We start from the raw sequence: 20144 nt of genomic DNA, 5'->3' as shown, positions 1-20144 counted from the left end.
ATGACGTTACAACTTGATGGGATGATCATTCCCGTCGTAACCGGTGGCACCAGTCGAAAAGCCAAACTGACCATCGACAGCGACGGCAGCCTGCAACTCAGGGCCGCACCCGACATCGAGCAAGCGGAGCTCGAAAACTTCCTCGCGTCTAAACGGGAATGGATTTACGGCAAGCTGGCCAAGAAAGAGTCGCTCCGCCAAGAGTTGGTTGTCAAGGAACTTGTCGATGGTGAAGGCTTTCTCTACCTTGGCCGTAGCCATCAGCTCAGGATCGTCGAGACCGAAGACCATCGAGTGCGGCTGCAACGAGGCAAGCTGAACCTTCCGAGGGCCCTTGCCGAACCTGGATATGACCACCTGATCGGTTGGTATCGAACGGCAGGGCTGACTTGGCTCAAGCCCCGAGCCAAGGATTGGGCCAAGCGTTTACGCGTTGATCCTCTGCAGATTGAAGTCGCCGACCTTGGCAACAAATGGGGATCGGCTCTACCTAGCGGCCGAGTCCGCATTCACTGGGCAACCATGCAGCTGCGCCCAGCACTCGTTGAGTACGTGCTCGCACACGAGCTCGCGCACCTGCGCGAAGCGCACCACGGCCCTGCATTCTGGCAACTTCTCACCCGAGCAATGCCAGACAGCGATCAGCGCAAGTCGGAACTTGCGGGTGCAGGAGCACATGTCTGGCAGGGGAAGTCCGCTGATAAAAGCGGTGCGGACGCCCGGTAGTGGGTAGGGGTGGGAGCCCCCTCCCGGCCCTGCGAAGCGAGGGCAGCCAGGTACTGCAGATTTCGTCGGCTGCGGTGCGAAAAGAACCGCATGTGGACGCCCTCAAACGCTCTGAACAGGCGTTTTCAGGCTGAACGCGCGTTCGAACGCCGGATCCAGCTCGACGTCCAGCGTGGTCTGGGTCGACGATCTGTTCGATTTAAGCCGAATCCTGTTTGTGCTAAAGCGATTACAGGCGGCGGTCCGCGAACATTGGACAGATACCGGTACGGGGTATGAGTATTGACCTGTCACCAGTCAAGAACAGAAAGAGCGACTCGATGGCCGGAATTACGCCACAGCACCCGATCACAACGGCTACCAAGGAGCAGCACTTGGACATGGCCGAAAGCGCCCTCGCGAAGGTCTACGAGCACGCGCCCTTCGCCGCTGAGGTCGATTACGATTTCTGGCTTCAAGTCGCGGGTCTGCACTCGTTCCTGTCCGGCCCGGTGGACTGATCGCCTGTGTTCACCGACGCAGAGCTCGCGGCGTGGTTGGTCGCCGAGCGGGATTACCGGATCGCCGAGCTCGAGCACAGCGGCCTCGAATCATCCGAGTTGCTCGACGAACTCAGAGCGCAGATTGTCGACGCGGCGATCACTCGCCAACTCGACACGGCCGGTCTCAAGCCGCAGAAAGTCGCGGATCTGCTCGCCGCGCTCGATCACACGAAGTTCGTCCAACCGGACGGCACGGTCGACGTGGGACGAGTCGAGAAGGCCATCGGCGCGCTCGCCCGCGGTGCCGTACAGGAAAACCGACCACCCCCGCGATCATCCGACCGCGCACCGAACCGCGGCGTCGGCCGCTACTTCGAAAGGACGTGACGACATGACCACAGATGACCCAGCGGCCGGCACCGAGTCGGTCGTCGACTTCTACCGCGCCAAGGCGAAGAGCGTCGGAATCGTCCTCGAGGCCGACGACCTCGCAACCGCCGCGGACCTACAGGCCACGACCGACGACATCGCGGCGCTCGACGCAGCTCTCGCCGCGGACGGCCGCACGATCACGACGAAGAGCGGAACGATCAAGATGCACCCCGCGGTCGCCGCAGTTCGGCAGCTTCGTATGACCCGAGCTCGCTTGGCATCGGTCATGGACGCGCGGATCCTCGCCGCCCGCTCGACGTCCGGAGCTGCGAGCGGTGGACAGACCGGAATCCGCGGTGTCTACACCGGCGACGGATCTCAGAATCAGGGACGGGACAACGAGCGCGGAGCTCGACGGGGCAAAGGGCGCGTGGCGCGCCCCCGAGCAGGACAGGGTGCGTGATGGCCAGACCGATGCTCGCCGCCGACCTGGTGGACGCGGGTCGCCCCGCGGCTTTGACGTTCGACGACGTCCCGCCCGAGCTCCGTCCGAGTAATTGGCGTCGGTGGCTCGGCAAGGTGAAAAAGAGGCACATCGCCGAGGCGATCGCGAGCGAGATCGACGAGAAGCGAGCGCGTGAGATGGCAGCGAGCGGGATGCAGCGTGACGCCTATTGTCAGTGGCTCGCGGATCACGACCTGACGACACCACCCGGACGGCCCGCTCACGGGTGGGATTCGACGTCGCTCGCGCGATGGGAGGAGGGCCAGTGAAGACGCTGCAGGTCCCGGCCCGGTGCCACAACGGGCATCACCTGGAACCGCGGACCGTGTACGTCCGACATACAGGGGCGACCGCGTCACGATCGGGGCTCACACCCACAGGATGGGAGTGCGTCGTGTGTGTACGAGTGGCGTGCTGGACCGCGCAATTTCCCGATCGACCAGCCCCGGACGAGCTCCTCGAAGCGGAGAACTACAAGCGACAGCTCGAGGGAGTCTTCCGAGCTCGGATGCCGAGATTTACAGCTGCCGTTTACTTCCGGTCCGGTTGGCAGTTCGCGAACAGCGACTCGACACCGGATATGCGAGCCGAGCGGATACGCGCAGCCGCCGAGGCCGAACGCCGCGAGCTCGCTCGGCAAGAGCGAGAGCAGCAGGACATCGAGGATCGGCGAGTTCGGCAGATCCGGCGCGAGCACGCCGAACGAGTCCCTACGGACCATTCGCGCTCTCATGACCGGTTCAGCGGCGTGATCGAAGCACGTTGGCGGTTACGTGTCCCGGCGATGCTTTCGGCCGCGGATTGTGGTTGCGGCCAGGTGGGATCAAGCGTCGTCCAGTCCGCAGCCAGTCCGCAAAAGCGGAAGCAGAGCGGAGAAGGCTTGCGATGAACTGCGAAGCTCGACCGACCATTTCTGCACGTTAACCCCTATGAATGAGCAACCTGGAGTAAGTCAGGGAAACTTCGAGTAATTCACGAAACCCCAGCTCGAAGTGTGAACCGGTAATTTACACACCAGCGGTCGGGGGTTCGAACCCCTCTGCGCCCACCATGACGCTGATTCTCGGCTTGACCGAACCTCCCGCACGATTTGCTGCGCCCGATGTTCCTCGGGCAGTCGGTCACCCTTACCGAAGAGCTTGTGACGCAATGTGCCCGGTGTGTATTCGGTTCGGCAGACACTGCGACGCTGCAATTTCGGTCTCGTCCACCCACTCCTGCGACTTCGCCGGGGGAGCCGACGATGCGTGGACCGGCATCGCCGATGCACTGGCAAACGGCCGATATGCGTTGTGCTCCGCGTAGGCGACTTCCGATATCTGTTCGGTGATCATGGCGAGCAGCTCACAGTCCGTGCCGAATATGGATCACGACCGGCGTCGCGCAACGCCCGCCTCATACTCGAGACCGTCTACTCAAGGTGTCCTCGGTGGGCGCGCCGACAAAGATCACCTCCGCGTTCTGCGCCGCGAAACGAACGCCGCGCGTCGACGCTCCGGCCTGAAAGATCACCGGCGCCCGCTGCGGTGACGGCTCGACCAGATGAATGTCCGGCACCGTGAAGAGCCTGCGGCGGTGGCCGATTCGACGCAATCGTCGCACCACCGGCATCGGACGAGTTCGCCGGCCAGCTCACGATCGGTAGTCGGTGGGGGGACAGCGACAACATCAAGAACCTCGTCGCCGCATTCAAGGACCCTGAGGTGCAGGTATTCCTGGCCACCGCCCCTCGGGTGAAAGACATCCTGCTACGTTCGTTCCGCACCCGATGGCGATGACACGAGGCGGACGACGTGACCCGGTACGAAGCATTGACCGAACTCCTCGACGAGCGGTACTCATGCCGGCAGTTCCTGCCGAAGCAGGTATCACGGGACGTGCTCGAACAGTTGTTGGCGGCCGCCCAGCGCACTCCATCGTGGTCGAACACCCAGTCGTGGCAAATAATCGTGACCGAGGGCGATGCCACGCGAAAGTTCTCCGAGGCCTTGGTGGAACATGTGGCGTCCGGTGTGCCGCAACCGGATTTTCCGTTTCCGGCCAACTACAACGCCCTGCACCGGGCACGTCGTCGTGAGTGTGGCGGTGCGCTCTACGAGAGCATCGGCGTGGTCAAGTCCGACACCGAGGCGACGACGCGTCAGTTCATTCGCAATTTCGAGCTGTTCGACGCCCCGCACGCGGCAATCATCACCACCGATGCGGACCTGGGTGTCTACGGTGCCGTCGACTGCGGGCTGTATCTGCAGACGTTCCTGCTGGGCGCGCAGAGTCTCGGGCTCGGCGCGATAGCTCAGGCCGCGCTCGCCGCGTACTCGCCGTTCGTCCACGAATGGTTCGATATCCCCGATACCCGCAGGGTGGTAGCCGGCATCTCGTTCGGCTACCCCGACGAGAGCCACCCGATCAACGGATTCCGCACCAGCCGTGCACCGTTGAGTGAGACGGTGACCTTCATCAGCTGAGGTGTGACGGCGTCAGCTCTGGAGCCGACCAACCAGTTCCGTACCCAGATCCGTGCCCGATCGCCATGCGCTTTCCACCCTGGGCGCGCCGGATTCACACCATTGATCGCCTGCGAATCCGACGAGCCGCCCGTCCCGCAGCTCGAGCGCAAAGGTGGAATCATGTTGCGCCGCAGGCTTTGCGAACGTCCAGCGATGGGCGTGAGTCCAGTTGGGTGCCGTGGAGATTACCGACAGTTCGCGTAGCGCGTCGAGGACCGGGGCGATCACTGCGTCGGGATCGGCGAGGTGCTGCTGTGCCCGCTCGGGGGTCGTGTGAACCACCAGCACGGGCGCACCGTCACCCCGCCGGGCACCGTCGTCGACGATGAACGCGATATCGGGATGATCGTTGACGAAGGCCGCGTCGCGGAACGGCACATCCAACCCGTCGAATCCACATGCCACCGCGATGACCGGTTCGTAACCGACGGCGTCGGGGACTGTGGTCAGTCGAGTCGCTTGAGGATCGGGCATCGCAACCACGACGTGGCCGTCGGGGAGGCCGCTCAACTCGGAAGAGCCTTCGATATCGAAGTCTTCCAGCAAGTCTCGCACCAGAGAACGAAGCCCGTGTGGTGTGGCCCAACGGACCGGCCCGGTGGTGGTGCACGGCGTGGTATCGGGTTTGAGGATGCCGAAGGTGTTGGCCCACTGGCGCGCAAGGCCCCTCGACTCCCAGTCCGACACCACCGTAGCGAAATCCTGATCTCGGACGGTGAAGTAACCGGCACCCAAATCCACACGACGCCCGTGAAGCTCGGGGGAGGACATCCGTCCGCCCGGGGCACGTCCTCGATCGACGATGCGGAACGGGACGCCCGCCGCGCGCAGTACTCGGGCACAGGCGGCACCCGCGATACCCGCGCCGACAATGGTGATCGAGTCCGTGGTGCGCCCAACATCGACAGTCATATCGTCAGTATGCCCGGCGGACCAAGTAAGTAAGCCCGCCTTATGTACTACGCATTGTCTGGACAATTCGGTCACCCGCTGCGAAGGGCCCGACCTTGTGCTGAACTGTTGAAATGGCAATTACGGATAAGCCAGATACCGGAGAGCACGGACTGGGAACCGGTCTCAAACCGCGGCACGTGACGATGATCTCGATAGCCGGAGTGATCGGTGCCGGACTGTTCGTCGGCTCCGCCAACGCCATCGCCACCGCAGGACCTGCGGTGTTGCTGGCCTACTTCTTCGCCGGACTCCTCGTCATCCTGGTGATGCGCATGCTCGGGGAAATGGCCACCGCCAACCCCGACACCGGTTCGTTCTCGACGTATGCGACCCGGGCACTGGGACATTGGGCCGGCTTCTCCGTCGGTTGGCTGTACTGGTGGTTCTGGGTATTGGTGATCCCCGTGGAGGCGACCGCCGCTGCCGCCATCCTCACCAACTGGCTGGGCGGTGCCCAATGGATGTGGGCCCTGATCATCGTCGTTGCGCTCACCGCGACCAACCTGATCAGCGTCGGCAATTACGGCGAGTTCGAGTTCTGGTTCGCGTTGGTCAAGGTAGTGGCCATCGTCGCGTTCATCGGTCTCGGCATCGCGGCCATCCTGGGCTGGCTGCCGAACTCCGAAGTCAGTGGCGTGGACCAATTGTGGGCCTCCGGCGGCTTCATGCCGCTCGGCTTCGGTGCGGTGATCGCAGCCATGCTGACGACGATGTTCTCGTTCATGGGATCCGAGATCGTCACCATCGCTGCAGCCGAATCCAAGGACCCCGCAAAGGGGATCACCCGCGCCACCAACTCGGTGATCTGGCGTATCTCGATCTTCTACTTCGGATCGATCTTCGTCATCGTCGCGCTCGTCCCCTGGAACGAATTGGACCCGGCAACCGGCTCCTACCAGTATGTGTTGTCCAAGATGGGAATTCCTCACGCGGAGACCATCATGGACATCGTCATTCTGACCGCCGTGGCGTCGTGCCTGAATTCGGCGCTCTACACCGCCTCCCGCATGCTCTACTCGCTCGGTGATCGCGGCGATGCGCCTCGCTCAGTCAAGAAGATCACCGCCAACGGAGTGCCGTGGGTTGCCGTCATCGCCTCGATGGTGCTCGGCTTCCTCGCCGTCGTCGGAAACTACATTCTTCCGGAAAAACTCTTCACCTACCTGCTCGCGACCACCGGTGCCGTAGCTCTGTTCGTCTACCTGGCTATCGCCAGCAGTCAACTCGTGCTGCGTCGCCAACTCGATCGCGACGGCGAACGCCCGGCCGTTCTGATGTGGCTCTACCCGTGGCTCACCTATTTGGCCATCGGATTCATCGTCTTCGTCCTCGTCATGATGGTCGTGCGACCCGAGCAGCGATCGTCCATCCTGCTCTCGGCCGTGCTGGCGGCAGTGACGGTGATCGGCGGAATCATCGTTCAACGCCGAAACACGCGGCGCGACAAGGTTGCCGCCCGCGTGTCCGGTGACTCGGCCTAGATCCCGGCATACACCTGGCGGTACAGATCGACGATCTGCTCCGCCGTCGGAACGACCGGATTGTTACCGGGGCTGCCGGACGCGAGAGCCTGCTCGGCCATCAGCGGCAACATGTCGTCCCACGTCGACTTGTCGATGCCGAACGTCTGCGGAGTGGGAACTTCGACCTCACGGCACAGCGTGACGATGGCGTCCTGCAACTTGCCTCCGGCAACCGCGTCCGAATCGGCTTCCGATGCCGCACCGAGGGCGCGGGCGCAGTCGGCGTAGCGGGACTGGGCTCCGCCGATGGAGAAGGCTGTGACGGCAGGCAAGAGCATCGCATTGGACAGTCCGTGTGCGACATGGAAATGCGCGCCGATCGGTCGACTCATCCCGTGTACCAGACAGACGCTGGCGTTGGAGAACGCCATTCCCGCCTGGGTGGACGCATGCATCATGTCCTCGCGTGCCTGCCGGTCTTCTCCGTCTCGATACGCCCGAAGCAGCGACGTTCCGATGGTGCGAATTGCGCTGAGCGCCAAGCCGTCGGAGATGGGGTTGGCCTTCTTGCTGACGTATGCCTCGATGGCGTGTGTCAGAGCGTCGACGCCGGTATCGGCGGTCAGACGCGCCGGCATCGACATCGTCAGTTCGAAGTCGATGATCGATGCTATCGGCAGAAAGGACAGCCCGGGGCACAGCATCTTCTCGTCCGAGGCCACGTCGGTGATGATGGTGAACTGCGTTGCCTCCGAACCACTTCCCGCCGTAGTAGGGATCGCGACGATCGGAAGCGCCGGACCGGTGGAGAGCACCGGAGCCTTGAAGTCCCGCATCGTCCCGCCCTGCACAGCGAGGATTGCCAGCGCCTTGGCCGTGTCCATCGGACTGCCGCCGCCGAACCCGATGATCGAATCGGCCGAATGCTGCTGCACCGCTTCGAGACCGGCGATCAACGAATCCGTCGTCGGGTCGGGCACGGTGCCGGAGAACAGAGCAGGCGACTTACCGGCCTCGGTCATGATCGTCATCAGTCGATCGGCCGAGCCGTTGCCGGCCATGAACGCATCGGTGACGAGTAGGGGACGAGATACGGCCAGGTCGGTCAGTACCGTACCCAGCTCCGCGACGGCACCGCCGCCGAGCTTCAGAAAGCGTGGAAAAGAGATGTTGGCAACCATGGAGTGCTCCTTCGCGGTATCTCCATGTGCGTGGAACTTCGTAGTGGGCTACGAGTTTCCACGCACATGGGCTTTGTAGAACTCAGTTGTTTGCAGGAAAGCCGAGATCAATACCGCCGTGGCTGGGATCGAGCCAGCGACTGGTGACGGCTTTACCCCGCGTGAAGAAGTGCACTCCTTCGGTGCCGTGAGCGTGGCTGTCGCCGAACAAACTGCTCTTCCAGCCGCCGAAACTGTAGTACGCCATGGGAACGGGAATCGGCACATTGACACCGACCATGCCGACCTCCACCTCGTTCTGGAACCGCCGTGCCGCCCCGCCGTCGTTGGTGAAGATCGCCGTGCCGTTGCCGTACGGATTGTCGTTGATCAGTGTGAGGGCTTCGTCGTAGGTGTCGACACGGACGACCGAGAGCACAGGACCGAAGATCTCGTCGGTGTAGATGCTCATGTCCGGTGTCACATGGTCGATGAGCGTGGGGCCGAGCCAGAATCCGTCCGCAGCCCCGTCGGGTTGGACGGTGCGGCCGTCGACGACGATCGTGGCGCCGGACGCCTCGCCTGCGTCGACATAGGACGCAACCTTGTCGCGGTGTACCCGGGTGACGAGCGGGCCCATGTCGGCGCCGCGGGTGCCGTCGCCGGTGACCAGTGGTGTGGTGCGTTCGGCGATCTTGGCGACGAGCTCGTCGGCGATCTTCCCGACGGCCACGAGAGCGGAGATGGCCATGCATCGCTCACCCGCCGAGCCGAAGCCGGCGTTGACCATGGCGTCCGCGGCCAGGTCGAGATCTGCATCGGGGAGGACGACGGCATGGTTCTTGGCACCGCCGAGGGCCTGAACACGCTTGCCGTTGGCGGTGCCTGTCGAGTAGACGTACTGGGCGATGGGCGTCGATCCGACGAAGGAGATCGACTTGATCTTCTTGTTCTCGAGCAGTTCGTCGACGGCCTCCTTGTCTCCCTGCAGCACGTTGAACACGCCGTCGGGCAGGCCTGCCTCGGCCCAGAGCCGCGCGAGCCAGATGCTGGCACTCGGGTCCTTCTCCGACGGCTTGAGCACGACGGTGTTACCGGCGGCGATGGCGATGGGGAAGAACCACATCGGCACCATGGCAGGGAAATTGAAGGGGGAGATGATGGCCACCGGCCCGAGCGGCTGACGAATGGAATAGACGTCCACTCCGGTGGACGCATTCTCGGTGTAGCTGCCCTTCAGTAGATGGGCTATGCCACAGGCGAATTCGACCACTTCCTGGCCGCGAGAAATCTCGCCGAGGGCGTCCGAGAGCACCTTGCCGTGCTCGGCCGTGATGATCTCGGCCAGCTCGTTCTTCTTCGCGTTGAGCAGTTCTCGGAAGGAGAAGAGGATCGAGGTGCGCTTGGCCAGGGAGGTGTCGCGCCACGCGGGAAAGGCAGCTGCGGCGGCGTCGATGACGGCGCGGGCATCGCTCCGATCGGCGAGCGTGAGCGTGCCGGTGACCTCCCCGGTGGCGGGGTTGGTGACCGGTGACGTCCGATCGGAAGATCCGGAAAAAGTCTTACCATCGAGCCAGTGTGAGATGACGTCGGTCAACGTTCGTTCCTTCCATCGGTGTGTCTCGAGTCTCATTCGAATAGATGCACATGTCAAAGGCCAAAATCGCAGATTGCCGTGCATAAATGCACAGGGGGATAGGCTGGGCGAGTGTTCAACCCAGACCACCTTCGTTATTTCCTCGAAGTGTCGAGAACGGGACGTCTGACCGATGCGTCTCGAACGCTCGGCGTGGACCACACCACGGTCGGTCGACGCATCACGGCACTCGAAAAGTCCGCAGGGCAACGTCTTTTCGACCGAACCCCGACGGGATGGCGATTGACCGAGGCGGGGCGAAGGCTGGTCGGGTACGCCGAAACCGTCGAGTCCACGCTGATCGCCGCCTTCGAAGATCAGACATCCGATACCGGATCGCTGCGAGGGACGGTACGCATCGCTGCCCCGGACGGATTCGGTGCCTTCGTTCTGACGCCGAAGCTGGGTGCGCTTCGTGACAAGCACCCCGATCTGGATATCGAACTCGTCACCGCCACCGAGCACAACTCGTTGGCCACCAGGGAATTCGACATTGCCATCACGTTGGAACGGCCGTCGCCCAGGTTGGTGGTGGCCCGGCAACTGGCGACCTACACCCTGGCGCTCTATGCCGCCGAGCGATATTTGGCTGCGCAGCCGACGATCGACTCGGTCGACGGTTTGCGTGGGCACACCCTGATCTCCTACGTGGATGCGCTGCTCGACGTTGCGCCGTTGCGCATCCTGGATTCGATTCTGCCCGACGGTCGGGCGCAGATTCAGACCAACAACATCACCGGCCAGTGGATCGCGGCGCGGTCCGGCGTGGGAATTGCGCCGTTGCCCAGCTACATCGGCGAACCGGACGACACGTTGATTCCGGTGTTGCCGGGCCTCGTCTCGGTCGAACGCACCTACTGGACGGTGATTCCGCGGGAGCTGACGGGGTTGGCGCGGGTGAAGGTGGTGGACGATTTCATCGGCTCGGTCGTGGCCGAGGAGCCGCACATGCATGCGGTGCCCGTCGGTCGATAGTCGCGGTCACTAAATGCACGAGATCGGCGGTGGCCGTTGAATTTTGGACGTTCTATGTGTCCGGCGTCTCGTGACGACAGACACACGTGACGCCGACCTCAAAGCAGTGGGAATCGCCCTACCGGCGGGTGACAATCTGTTACGGAACACGTCGGCCACGGCACCGCCGCGGCAGGCCCACAACGATTCTTGGGGGAATCATGACCATGTTCGTAGTAGCAGCAATCGGTTTCGTCGGTATGGCCATCGCCTTGCTCAACGACGGAAGCGACATCGACTTCAGGAGCCGTCAGCTCTCCGGCGCGTACAACCGGCGCTGGGCCTGACCCGTACCGATTCCGCACACCGGATGGCCGGTGGATAGATTCGTGCGATGTGGACACACCCCCGAGCGATCGGATTGCTGGTCGGTTACGTCCTGGATCGAGTGTTCACAGACCCACAGCGCTGGCATCCGGTAGCAGGATTCGGAACGGCTGCCCTTCGCGTCGAGGCTCGGCTCTACCGCGACAACAGGATTGCGGGTGTCATCCATACCGCCGTACTGGTCGGGGGCGTCACCGCACTCGGAATCGCGTCCACGCGAGCAGTGTGGCGTCTCGGCCCACCGGCCGAGGCCGCTCTGGTGGCTACCGCGACGTGGGCCGCGCTGGGCGGATCATCGCTGTCGGTAGTAGGTCGCTCGATGGCCGATCACCTCGACCGAGACGACCTGCCCGGCGCACGCGCATTGCTCCCGTCACTGTGCGGACGTGACCCGGCATTCCTCGACTCCGACGGGCTGGCACGCGCGGCACTCGAATCCATCGCCGAGAACACATCCGACGCAACAGTCGGTGTCGTGGTGTGGGGAGCCCTGGCCGGCGTACCGGGAATCCTGGCGTACCGAGCCAGCAACACACTCGATGCAATGGTGGGATACCGGTCTCCGAAATACCTACGGTTCGGATGGGCCGCCGCACGCCTCGACGACGCGCTGAACCTGGTGCCGGCACGAGTCACGGGTGCGGCGACCGTTCTCGCGGCACCGCTGGTGCAGGGTTCTGCTGCACACGCGCTACGGGTGTGGCGACGCGACGCGTCCCGTCATCCCAGCCCCAATGCCGGGGTGCCCGAAGCCGCGTCGGCGGGAGCGCTCGGACTACAACTCGGCGGGCGCACCCAGTACCGGCACGGCGTGGAGATCAGGCCGACACTCGGCGACGGGCGAGCGCCCACGGCACGGGACCTTCGGCGAGCAGTCGTCCTGTCGACGCGGGTGCAAGAGATCGCGACGGCTGCGTCAGCGGTTCTTGCCATATCGATCCGCCAGGCGAGGATCCGTCGGCGTTCTCGCCTGTGATGCCGCGCGGGCCCTGGCCCGCTTCTCGCGCCGGGTCGGAAGAGTGAATTCTTCCTCGTCGTCCGACGCGGAATCGTCGTCGGACGTGGGGTCGGACTCATCGGACATCGCGTCGGCCATCTCGGTTCTAGACATGCGTCGCTCCCGCAGCTCGGCGCGGACGAAATACGCAAGACCCAACGGTGCCATGATGCCGAACGCCAGCCACTGCAGCCCGTAGGACAGATAGGGGCCCGCGTCGGTCTGCGGGAGCTCGATGAGGCCGAGGCCACCGGGCTGACCGTCGTCGAGCTGCAGGTACCCGTCGATCGCGTCGACACCGACCGCTGCGCCGATCTGCTCCGGGTTGATGTTGTACACCTGCAGGCGGCCGTCCTCCTGGATCGGCTCACGTGATGTTCCTTCGGCCTGACGAACGCGGGCATCGAGAGTGACCGGGCCGGTTGGGGCTGCTGCGAACTCGGGCGGTCGCGTTCCCTCCACCGGGAGCACGTATCCGCGGTTGACGAGAACAGTAGGGCCACCGTCGATGACGAACGGAGTGATGACCTCGTACGCGGGCTGCTCACGAATGCTGCGCAGCCGCACCAGGGCGTCGGAATTCTCCACGTAACTGCCCTGCGCGATCACCCGCCGCCATTCGTCGTCGGCCGCGAAACCGTTCGCGGTCAGAACGTCGGTGATCGGCACCGGAACTGCCCCGACCGATCGGGTGATCAAGTCGTTGCGCGCTGAAGTCGAGGTGTTCTTGCCCAGCTGCCACGGAGCGAGCACGCTGAAGCACAAGAATGCGAACGCCAGCGCGACGGCGGCCAGCACCAACCACTTCGGACGCAGCAAGAACCGTAACTTCTCCACCCCACCACGGTAGCCGGGTCAGGCAGTCAGCCGAGACCGCGCCCAATCGATCAAGCCGGGCACGGCATCCTCGATCTGTTCTCGCACCTCGGTGAACGCAGAATCCGACGAGTAGTAGGGATCTGCGACCGACGCATCGTCGGCGTCGGGATCGAACGAACGCAGCAGCTGCACCCGATCGGCCGGTGCACCCAACTGCAGTAGAGATCGAGCGTGGCCGGTGTCGAGAGCAACGATCAGATCGGCAGCGAGGTGGTCCGGTCCCACCTGGTTCGCTTCGTGCTCGCTCTCGTAGCCGTGCGCATCGAGTTCTGCGACCGTTCGGGGGTCTGCGCCGTCGCCGACATGCCACCCGTCGATTCCCGCGCTCGATACGCGGACTGCATCACTCAGGCCCGCCTCGCTCAGGTGCGCGGCGAACACCTTCTCGGCCATCGGTGATCGACAGATGTTTCCGGTGCACACGAACGTCACGTGCAGTGGCTCGCTCATCGTGACGCCTGCGTGTTCTGCTCGAGCACGGCGGCCAGTTCGTCTATGTCCGACGCGGTGAACGCGGCGTCGTCGCTCTCGCCGTCGATGCCGTAGCCCCATTCCACGTAGACCGCCGGAATTCCGAACCGAGCCGCGCCGTGCACATCGTGATCGCGGTCGCCGATCATGATCACCCCTGCGGTGCCGCCGTCCGAGGATTCCACGGGATCGATGCCGAGATTGGTCAGCGAGTGCGCGATGACGTCGGACTTCGCTCGCCGCGACCCGTCGTTGCTGGCACCGCCGATGAAGTCGAAGTACCGGGACAAGCCGAAGTGGTCGAGAATCCGGACGGCGAAGCGCTCCGACTTGGACGTCGCCACGCCCAGCCGAACACCGCGATCCTGCAATCGCGTCAGCACTGTCTCGATGCCGTCGAAGGCGGTGTTCTCGGCCCAACCCCGCTCGTCGTAGCGGTCGAAATAGGCGGCGAGCGCGCGCTGAGCTGCCTCCTCGTCCAGGCCCATCGAGCGCAGCGTGTCGATCAGCGGTGGACCGACGACGAGAGAGAGTTGCTGTTCGGTCGGTTCGGGAGCGCCGACCGAGGCCAGCGCGTGGCGAAATCCTGCGTGAATTCCCGGTGCGGAATCGGTCAACGTTCCGTCGAGATCGAACAGGACAACGGATGCGGGCAGAGCGGCAGACATGGCTTGAGCCTATCGGTGCACATGACGGCTAGGCTCGTCGCGATGTCCGATACAGCGCCCGGCCCCGATGCACTTCTCCGTCATCATGGGGATCTCGAGGTCGGCTCAGGCCTCGTCGACTTCGCCGTCAACGTGCGCGGTGACGGACCGCCCCCGTGGCTTCGTGATCGGCTCGCTGCAGCCCTGAACTCGCTCGGTTCGTATCCATCGGGGGCAGCCGAGCGGGCGGCTCGGGAGCAGGTCGCCGCACACCACGGGCGCTCGCCGGACGAGGTACTGCTGCTCGGTGGCGGAGCCGAAGGATTCGCGATGCTGCCACGGCTCGAGCCGGCCCTCGTGGCAACCGTGCACCCGTCGTTCACCGAGCCCGACTGGGTGCTCGAGCAGGCCGGCATTCCCGTGCATCGGGTGTTACTCCCGCCGCCGTTTCTTCTAGATCTGGGCCTGGTGCCCGAGGCCGCCGACATGGTGATCGTCGGCAATCCCACCAATCCGACGTCGGTGCTGCATCCCCGCGAGGAAGTGCTCGGTCTGCGTAGGCCCGGCCGTATCGTCGTGGTCGACGAAGCATTCGCCGACGCAGTGACGGGAGCAGAAGAATCGGTCTCCTCGGACAGCGTCGCGGACGTGCTGGTACTCCGGAGCCTGACGAAGACGTGGGCATTGGCGGGGTTGCGGTGCGGCTACGCCCTGGCCCATCCCGACGTACTCGAACGAATGCAGCGGGGCCGTGCGCACTGGCCCCTGGGCACTCTGCAACTCGAAGCAATCCGTGCCTGTACCGAGCCGTTCGCGGTCGAGCAGGCCCGAGCCGAAGCGCTGCGTATCGACGCCGAACGTGACGCCATGATCGCGAGACTGACCGCATTCGGTCTCGACATTGCCGGGCCGGCGCGAGCGCCGTTTCTTCTGGCGCGGGTCGATGACGCCGACCGGATCCGAGAACGTTTGCGCACGAAGGGAATTGCGGTTCGGCGCGGCGACACGTTTCCCGGACTGGATCGCAACTACCTACGCGTCGCCGTACGGGACCCGGCACACGTCGACATACTGGTGCATGCGTTGAACACCGTTCTGTGAGGAGAGCAATCGACATGGCAGTGACTCTGGCGAACGTCATCGAGGTTCTCGACAAGGCATACCCGCCTCGATTGGCCGAGAGCTGGGACTCGGTGGGATTGGTATGCGGAGATCCGGATTCCATTGTGCGACAGGTGCTCTACGCCGTCGACGTCACCCCGGCCGTCGTGGACGAGGCCATTTCCTGGGGCGCCGACCTCATCGTCGCCCATCACCCTCTGCTGCTCAAAGGAGTCGATTCGGTTGCGGCCGACACCGCCAAAGGCTCGGTGATCCACCGCCTTATCAAGGCCGACTGCGCGCTGTTCACCGCCCATACCAACGCCGACTCGGCCGATCCCGGTGTCTCCGACGCACTCGCGTCGGCCCTCGGTGTGATCGACACCAGGCCACTCGATCCCATTCCTGCTCCGGCGCACGACAAATGGGTCGTATTCGTGCCGTCCGCCGATACTGCGGCGGTGCGCCAAGCGCTGTTCGACGCCGGAGCCGGTGAGATCGGCGACTACAGCGAAGCGAGCTGGCACACCGAGGGGCTCGGCCAGTTCCGGCCGCAGCCCGGTGCTCATCCGACGCTCGGTGTCGTCGGCGAAGTCCACACCGTGACCGAGGACCGAATTGAGGTGGTTGCATCCCGGGCCGACCGCGCCCGGATGCAGGCCGCGCTCAGGCGCGCGCATCCGTACGAGGAGCCCGCGTTCGATGTCTTCGAATCCGCGGCCCTACCGTCGTGCACCGGTCTGGGGCGGATCGGACGGTTGCCTGATCCGATGACCCTCGCCGAGTTCACCGATGTCGTCCGAGCCGCTCTGCCGGCCACCAGCTGGGGAGTGCGAGCGGCAGGCGATCCGGACGCCACGGTGTCGATCGTCGCCCTGTGCGGGGGAGCAGGGGACTCGTTCCTCGCAACCGTCGCGCGGACCGACGCCGACGTCTATGTCACGTCCGATCTCAGGCATCATCCCGTCGACGAGCACCTGAGGGCGGGTGGGCCCGCGGTGATCGACACGGCCCACTGGGCCTCGGAGTTCCCGTGGTGTGCTCAGGCGAGGGGCATCGTGGACGCCGAATTCGGCGATACGGACGGCTGGAGCAGCAGGGTCAGCGATGTCCGTACCGACCCGTGGACGTTGTGACCGACGAACCCCGCGACCGGGGGAGTGGACGGATCCGGCTCGGTACGTTCTGCGCAGCCGGTAGGGTAATCGGAATCAACTTCCATAGTCGCAGGAGTCATCAAGCGTGAACGTCGATCCCAAAGTCCAGGCCTCGCTACTCGAATTGGCCGGTGTGGATACCGAACTCTCGCAGATCGCCCATCGCCGAAAGACCCTCCCCGAGCAGCAGGAGGTCGACAAACTCGAGGCCGAGCGCATCACCCGCAAGGATGCTGCCGTCACGGTGCAGATCTCGATGGACGACCTCGATCGCGACATCCGCAAGCTCGAGGGCGAAGTCGATGCCGTTCGCCAGCGCGAGGCGCGCGACAAGAAGATGCTCGAGAGCGGCACGGTTGCGCCCAAGCAGATGACCGAGCTGCAGCACGAGCTCGGCAGTCTCGAACGGCGGCAGAGCATCCTCGAGGAAGAACTGCTCGAAGTCATGGAACAGCGCGAGGCCAGCGAGCGCGACTACGAACACGCCGGGGCGCAGCTGACGCAGATCGAGGACGAAATGGTCGACGCCGGTCGTCGCCGCGACGACGCTGTCGCAGACCTGGACGTCGCCGAGAAGCGGAGCGCCGAGCGTCGCGAGGCATTGATCTCGGGTATGCCGGCCGATCTGCTGGCTCTGTACGAGAAGCAGCGCGCACTGACCGGTCGAGGCGCAGCGTTGCTGCAGGCCCGCCGATGCGGCGCATGCCGAATCGAGCTCGATCGCAACGAAATTGCGAGCATTGCCAACAAGCCTGCCGATGCTCTGGTTCGTTGCTCGGAATGCAACGCAATCCTGGTGCGCACCAAGGAGTCCGGAATTTGAGTGCCGCGCAACGGGTCGTCGTCGAAGCCGACGGCGGCTCCCGCGGCAACCCGGGTCCCGCCGGATACGGAGCCGTGGTGTTCTCGGCAGATCGCAGCGAGGTGTTGGCCGAACGCCGGGAGGCGCTGGGAATCGCAACGAACAACGTGGCCGAGTACAGGGGCCTCATCGCTGCGTTGACGGCGGCCGCGGACGTGGGTGCCCGTGAGGTCGACGTTCGGATGGACTCCAAACTCGTCGTCGAACAGATGTCGGGACGCTGGAAGGTCAAGCATCCCGACATGATTCCGCTCAATCGCCGAGCGGCAGAGCTTGTTCGGACGTTCGATCACGTCACCTTCCAATGGATTCCGCGGGAGCAGAACTCACACGCCGACGGTCTGGCGAACGAGGCGATGGACGCCGCAGCCAAGGGAATCGACCTCCCTGATCTGCCCGATTCCGAACCGGCCGCGAAGCAGCCCGCGGCGGCCCCCGGGTGGACCGGTGCAGTGGGCGACCCCACCCGAATGTTGTTGTTGCGCCACGGCCAGACCGCGCTGTCGGTCGACCGGCGATATTCCGGCCGCGGAAATCCGGAACTGACCGAGCTGGGGGTTCGACAGGCCACCGCTGCAGCGGCACGGCTCGGCGGACACGACGACATCGCAGCGATCGTCTCGTCCCCCCTCGGCCGCGCCCGACAGACCGCCGACGCCGCGGCCGGTGCACTCGGACTCGACGTGACCACCGTCGACGATCTGACCGAAACGGACTTCGGCGACTGGGAAGGTCTGACCTTCGCGGAGGCGAAAGACCGCTATCCCGAACAACATCGGGCCTGGCTGGGTGACACCTCGGTGGCCCCGCCCAACGGTGAGAGTTTCGACGCAGTGCGCACTCGAATCGAATCGGCCCGCGACCGATTGATCGAAGACTATGCGGGCAAGACGATCGTCGTCGTGACACACGTGACGCCGATCAAAACACTGCTGCAACTGGCACTGGACGTCGGACCGTCACTGCTCTACCGAATGCATCTGGACCTCGCGTCGCTGAGCATCGCGGAGTTCTACCCCGACGGCGGGGCATCGGTGAAATTGGTCAACGACACGTCTCACCTGACCTGATCCTGCGGAGGTGCGGGTCTCAGATCTGCAGCGCCAGCCACAGGCCCGCCACTGCTCCGACGATGGTCAACGGGGTCGTGATGACACCGAGCACGGTGAATGTGCGCAGGTCTGCCGGCTCGTCGTTGGCCGACGCGACGCGTCGCCACAGCATGATCGCCAGTGAACCGACGTAGGTGAGGTTGGGGCCGAGGTTGACCCCGATCACCATGGCCAGCAACAACGCAGGGGGAGCGTCCGCGCCGAAGGCCGCTAGGAGCAGCAACGTTGCGGGCAGGTTGTTGACGATGTTCGACGCCACCGCCGCGATGGCTGCGGCTGCCAACAGGGACGCGAAGGTGGTGTCGGACGGCAGAATTCGCGCCAGCCAGTCGCCGATCGGGCCCGTCGTCACGCCGAGCACGACGATGCCGAGAAGGAAGACGAAGCCACAGAAGGGCAGATCGGCACCGCGCAGGATCGCGCGAGGCGTGGTGTGGCGAGCTCGAAGTGCCGGGATCGCGAGCGCAATCGACCCCACGGCAGCCACCCAGAACGGTTCGATATCGAACAGTCCCGCGACGGCAAATCCGACGAGGGTCGCGCCCAGGATGGCGAGCGTGCTGCGCGGTGCTGGGACGTCGTCAATCCTGTGTTCGGTCGCGGAGTCCGTCGGTGTCGCAGTGCGGGTCAGATCCTCGCGGAAGAAGATCAGGAACACCGCCAGTTCGATGGCGACCGCGAAAATCCACGGCAGTGCCATCAGTGCGGTGAAGTGCAGGAAGGTCAGGCCCGTCGCAGCGAAGGCCAGCAGGTTGGTCAGATTCGACACCGGCAGCAAGGTCGACGCCGAATTGGACAGGTGCGCAGTGGCGTAACTGTGTGGACGTGGCGACATCCCCAGGATCCGAGCGGCACCGATGATGGCCGGTGTCAGCAGAACCACGGTGGCGTCGAGGCTCAGTACGGCTGTGGTGGCCGCGGCAGCGGCGAACACGAGGGTCAGCAGTCTGCGGGGGCTGCCCTTGGATCCGCGGCGTAGCTTCGCAGCGATCCAGGTGAACACACCGAGGGCATCCGACAGATGCGCCAGGATCAGGATGAAAGCCAGAAAGACGACGGTGGGTGCGAGTTCGAGTACCTGCTCACGGGCGGCGTCGAGGCTGACGAGGCCGACGAGAAGAACAACTGCGGCCGCTGGAAGTGCAGCAACGATCTCCGGAAGACCGCGCGGGCGAACGATGGCGAAGACGAGAACGGCGGCGACCAATGCCGCAGCGAGAACGGTCACGCGAGAATCTTCACGAGAGTGCGGACGTTCCGCGTGGTGGTCGTGGCCTTGTACTTCGCCTTCGCCGTGGCTTTTCCGAACGTACTGTCGGTGGTGTTGCCCTTGCGCACCTCCCAGTAGAGCACGCTGTTCCCCTCGGCAATCCTCTCGAGATCGGGGTCGAGTTCCACTGCAAGAGCGGACAATTCGGTCAAATGGCTATCGTCGTTACCGAACACCACATAAGGATGCCAGCCCTCCCGTTCGGCGTCGAACGGGTAGGACTCCACTATCGCCCTCAGTGTCGGGACGTCGAGTACGACAACCCAGGCTCGGTAGCCGAACGCCTCGGCGAGCGTGCTCTCCACCTGTGCTTTCAGGGCGGCGGCCGCCAGCGGAGACTGCAGCAGTACGTTGCCGGTCGCCAGAATCGTGCGGACATTCGTGAAGCCGGCCGAGGCCAGAGCTGCGCGGAGGTCGACCATCTTGATGTTGATGCCGCCGACGTTGATGCCGCGCAGCAGCGCAACCCATTCACTCATGGAAGGAACTGTAGTGAAGCGCA

At 64.3% G+C, this 20144-nt stretch carries 22 protein-coding genes and 1 pseudogene; 14 read left to right on the top strand and 9 right to left on the bottom strand.

From position 1 onward, the window contains the following. The 4 genes from J1M81_RS13445 (at window position 1) to J1M81_RS13430 (ending at window position 2354) form a co-directional block, all read left to right on the top strand. Complete coding sequence (locus tag J1M81_RS13445; protein WP_206498259.1) at window positions 1-726, top strand: M48 family metallopeptidase; 726 nt, start codon at window positions 1-3, stop codon at window positions 724-726. A gap of 506 nt (window positions 727-1232) precedes the next feature. Next, entirely contained in the window at window positions 1233-1595 is a 363-nt protein-coding gene (locus J1M81_RS13440; protein ID WP_206498184.1) for a hypothetical protein, read from the top strand. Between the two features lie 4 nt (window positions 1596-1599). Beyond that, the gene (locus J1M81_RS13435; protein ID WP_206498183.1) at window positions 1600-2043 is read left to right on the top strand and encodes a hypothetical protein; all 444 of its coding nucleotides are present in this window, start codon (window positions 1600-1602) and stop codon (window positions 2041-2043) included. Continuing rightward, window positions 2040-2354 (top strand): hypothetical protein, encoded by a 315-nt coding sequence (locus J1M81_RS13430; RefSeq protein WP_206498181.1) that lies wholly within the window; start codon window positions 2040-2042, stop codon window positions 2352-2354. The genes J1M81_RS13435 and J1M81_RS13430 overlap by 4 nt, the downstream gene beginning before the upstream one ends. 1126 nt (window positions 2355-3480) lie before the next feature. On the opposite strand, the gene J1M81_RS13425 is transcribed toward J1M81_RS13430, so the two are convergent. Next, window positions 3481-3696, bottom strand: a complete 216-nt coding sequence (locus tag J1M81_RS13425; protein WP_032399946.1) for an LLM class flavin-dependent oxidoreductase — start codon at window positions 3694-3696, stop codon at window positions 3481-3483. On the opposite strand from J1M81_RS13425, the pseudogene J1M81_RS26350 reads away from it, so the two are divergent. Further along, window positions 3678-3863, top strand: a pseudogene (locus J1M81_RS26350) (hypothetical protein); the annotation flags it as partial. The gene J1M81_RS13425 and the pseudogene J1M81_RS26350 overlap by 19 nt on opposite strands. 15 nt (window positions 3864-3878) lie before the next feature. Next, window positions 3879-4550 (top strand): nitroreductase, encoded by a 672-nt coding sequence (locus tag J1M81_RS13420; protein WP_032399947.1) that lies wholly within the window; start codon window positions 3879-3881, stop codon window positions 4548-4550. Window positions 4551-4562: 12 nt separating this feature from the next. Here J1M81_RS13420 and J1M81_RS13415 read toward each other — a convergent pair whose 3' ends face one another. Then, a complete protein-coding gene (locus J1M81_RS13415) occupies window positions 4563-5504 on the bottom strand; it encodes an NAD(P)/FAD-dependent oxidoreductase (RefSeq protein WP_032399948.1) in 942 nt (313 codons plus the stop codon). Window positions 5505-5617: 113 nt separating this feature from the next. Between J1M81_RS13415 and J1M81_RS13410 the strand changes: the two genes are divergently transcribed. Further along, window positions 5618-7027, top strand: coding sequence for an amino acid permease (locus J1M81_RS13410; RefSeq protein ID WP_206498179.1), 1410 nt, complete (start codon window positions 5618-5620; stop codon window positions 7025-7027). Here the strand turns inward: J1M81_RS13410 and J1M81_RS13405 are convergent. Then, window positions 7024-8190, bottom strand: coding sequence for an iron-containing alcohol dehydrogenase (locus tag J1M81_RS13405; RefSeq protein ID WP_206498177.1), 1167 nt, complete (start codon window positions 8188-8190; stop codon window positions 7024-7026). The genes J1M81_RS13410 and J1M81_RS13405 overlap by 4 nt on opposite strands. Window positions 8191-8272: 82 nt before the next feature. Then, window positions 8273-9802, bottom strand: a complete 1530-nt coding sequence (locus J1M81_RS13400; RefSeq protein ID WP_032384612.1) for a CoA-acylating methylmalonate-semialdehyde dehydrogenase — start codon at window positions 9800-9802, stop codon at window positions 8273-8275. 75 nt (window positions 9803-9877) lie between these two features. Here J1M81_RS13400 and J1M81_RS13395 point away from each other — a divergent pair, with 75 nt between their 5' ends. From J1M81_RS13395 to J1M81_RS13390, 3 genes are all read left to right on the top strand, one after another. Continuing rightward, the gene (locus J1M81_RS13395) at window positions 9878-10780 is read left to right on the top strand and encodes a LysR family transcriptional regulator (RefSeq protein ID WP_032384613.1); all 903 of its coding nucleotides are present in this window, start codon (window positions 9878-9880) and stop codon (window positions 10778-10780) included. A gap of 200 nt (window positions 10781-10980) precedes the next feature. Further along, window positions 10981-11106, top strand: coding sequence for a hypothetical protein (locus tag J1M81_RS26650; protein WP_255032530.1), 126 nt, complete (start codon window positions 10981-10983; stop codon window positions 11104-11106). A 47-nt stretch (window positions 11107-11153) separates the two neighbouring features. Beyond that, the gene (locus J1M81_RS13390) at window positions 11154-12122 is read left to right on the top strand and encodes a cobalamin biosynthesis protein (protein WP_206498176.1); all 969 of its coding nucleotides are present in this window, start codon (window positions 11154-11156) and stop codon (window positions 12120-12122) included. Here the strand turns inward: J1M81_RS13390 and J1M81_RS13385 are convergent. The 3 genes from J1M81_RS13385 to J1M81_RS13375 are packed head-to-tail and all read right to left on the bottom strand — an operon-like array spanning window position 12063 to window position 14161. Then, window positions 12063-12980 carry an SURF1 family protein gene (locus tag J1M81_RS13385; RefSeq protein ID WP_206498175.1) on the bottom strand — a complete coding sequence of 306 codons (918 nt, stop codon included), beginning with the start codon at window positions 12978-12980 and terminating at the stop codon, window positions 12063-12065. The two genes, J1M81_RS13390 and J1M81_RS13385, sit on opposite strands and share 60 nt — an antisense overlap. Before the next feature lie 18 nt (window positions 12981-12998). Then, window positions 12999-13472: a low molecular weight protein-tyrosine-phosphatase gene (locus tag J1M81_RS13380; protein ID WP_176457143.1), complete on the bottom strand. Its 474-nt coding sequence runs from the start codon at window positions 13470-13472 to the stop codon at window positions 12999-13001. Then, window positions 13469-14161, bottom strand: coding sequence for an HAD-IA family hydrolase (locus tag J1M81_RS13375; RefSeq protein WP_206498174.1), 693 nt, complete (start codon window positions 14159-14161; stop codon window positions 13469-13471). The genes J1M81_RS13380 and J1M81_RS13375 overlap by 4 nt, the downstream gene beginning before the upstream one ends. A 42-nt stretch (window positions 14162-14203) precedes the next feature. Here J1M81_RS13375 and cobC point away from each other — a divergent pair, with 42 nt between their 5' ends. From cobC to J1M81_RS13355, 4 genes are all read left to right on the top strand, one after another. Further along, a complete protein-coding gene (cobC, locus tag J1M81_RS13370) occupies window positions 14204-15241 on the top strand; it encodes an Rv2231c family pyridoxal phosphate-dependent protein CobC (protein WP_206498173.1) in 1038 nt (345 codons plus the stop codon). Between the two features lie 14 nt (window positions 15242-15255). Beyond that, window positions 15256-16377 carry a Nif3-like dinuclear metal center hexameric protein gene (locus J1M81_RS13365; RefSeq protein WP_206498171.1) on the top strand — a complete coding sequence of 374 codons (1122 nt, stop codon included), beginning with the start codon at window positions 15256-15258 and terminating at the stop codon, window positions 16375-16377. A gap of 106 nt (window positions 16378-16483) precedes the next feature. Further along, a complete protein-coding gene (locus J1M81_RS13360) occupies window positions 16484-17221 on the top strand; it encodes a zinc ribbon domain-containing protein (protein ID WP_032387854.1) in 738 nt (245 codons plus the stop codon). After that, a complete protein-coding gene (locus J1M81_RS13355) occupies window positions 17218-18330 on the top strand; it encodes a bifunctional RNase H/acid phosphatase (protein ID WP_241258033.1) in 1113 nt (370 codons plus the stop codon). The genes J1M81_RS13360 and J1M81_RS13355 overlap by 4 nt, the downstream gene beginning before the upstream one ends. A gap of 19 nt (window positions 18331-18349) precedes the next feature. On the opposite strand, the gene J1M81_RS13350 is transcribed toward J1M81_RS13355, so the two are convergent. Both J1M81_RS13350 and J1M81_RS13345 read right to left on the bottom strand, forming a co-directional pair. Further along, window positions 18350-19600 carry an SLC13 family permease gene (locus J1M81_RS13350; protein ID WP_206498168.1) on the bottom strand — a complete coding sequence of 417 codons (1251 nt, stop codon included), beginning with the start codon at window positions 19598-19600 and terminating at the stop codon, window positions 18350-18352. Continuing rightward, the gene (locus tag J1M81_RS13345; protein ID WP_206498166.1) at window positions 19597-20121 is read right to left on the bottom strand and encodes a DUF1697 domain-containing protein; all 525 of its coding nucleotides are present in this window, start codon (window positions 20119-20121) and stop codon (window positions 19597-19599) included. Before J1M81_RS13345 ends, J1M81_RS13350 begins: the two co-directional genes overlap by 4 nt. Window positions 20122-20144 lie beyond the last annotated feature (23 nt).

The sequence above is a fragment of the Rhodococcus sp. KRD175 genome (assembly GCF_017168275.1).
GTDB classification, from domain to species: Bacteria; Actinomycetota; Actinomycetes; order Mycobacteriales; family Mycobacteriaceae; genus Rhodococcoides; species Rhodococcoides fascians.
Note: the sequence above shows the minus strand (reverse complement) of the source record. Positions and strands in the feature narration are given on the sequence as shown.

Excerpts from the sequence above, each read along its gene's own strand:
- J1M81_RS13445 (WP_206498259.1), top strand. The coding sequence starts at position 1 with ATGACGTTACAACTTGATGGGATGATCATTCCCGTCGTAACCGGTGGC.
- J1M81_RS13435 (WP_206498183.1), top strand. The coding sequence starts at position 1,600 with ATGACCACAGATGACCCAGCGGCCGGCACCGAGTCGGTCGTCGACTTC.
- J1M81_RS13425 (WP_032399946.1), bottom strand. The coding sequence starts at position 3,696 with ATGCCGGTGGTGCGACGATTGCGTCGAATCGGCCACCGCCGCAGGCTC.
- J1M81_RS13415 (WP_032399948.1), bottom strand. The coding sequence starts at position 5,504 with ATGACTGTCGATGTTGGGCGCACCACGGACTCGATCACCATTGTCGGC.
- J1M81_RS13410 (WP_206498179.1), top strand. The coding sequence starts at position 5,618 with ATGGCAATTACGGATAAGCCAGATACCGGAGAGCACGGACTGGGAACC.
- J1M81_RS13405 (WP_206498177.1), bottom strand. The coding sequence starts at position 8,190 with ATGGTTGCCAACATCTCTTTTCCACGCTTTCTGAAGCTCGGCGGCGGT.
- J1M81_RS13400 (WP_032384612.1), bottom strand. The coding sequence starts at position 9,802 with ATGAGACTCGAGACACACCGATGGAAGGAACGAACGTTGACCGACGTC.
- J1M81_RS26650 (WP_255032530.1), top strand. The coding sequence starts at position 10,981 with ATGACCATGTTCGTAGTAGCAGCAATCGGTTTCGTCGGTATGGCCATC.
- J1M81_RS13390 (WP_206498176.1), top strand. The coding sequence starts at position 11,154 with ATGTGGACACACCCCCGAGCGATCGGATTGCTGGTCGGTTACGTCCTG.
- J1M81_RS13380 (WP_176457143.1), bottom strand. The coding sequence starts at position 13,472 with ATGAGCGAGCCACTGCACGTGACGTTCGTGTGCACCGGAAACATCTGT.
- J1M81_RS13375 (WP_206498174.1), bottom strand. The coding sequence starts at position 14,161 with ATGTCTGCCGCTCTGCCCGCATCCGTTGTCCTGTTCGATCTCGACGGA.
- cobC (WP_206498173.1), top strand. The coding sequence starts at position 14,204 with ATGTCCGATACAGCGCCCGGCCCCGATGCACTTCTCCGTCATCATGGG.
- J1M81_RS13365 (WP_206498171.1), top strand. The coding sequence starts at position 15,256 with ATGGCAGTGACTCTGGCGAACGTCATCGAGGTTCTCGACAAGGCATAC.
- J1M81_RS13345 (WP_206498166.1), bottom strand. The coding sequence starts at position 20,121 with ATGAGTGAATGGGTTGCGCTGCTGCGCGGCATCAACGTCGGCGGCATC.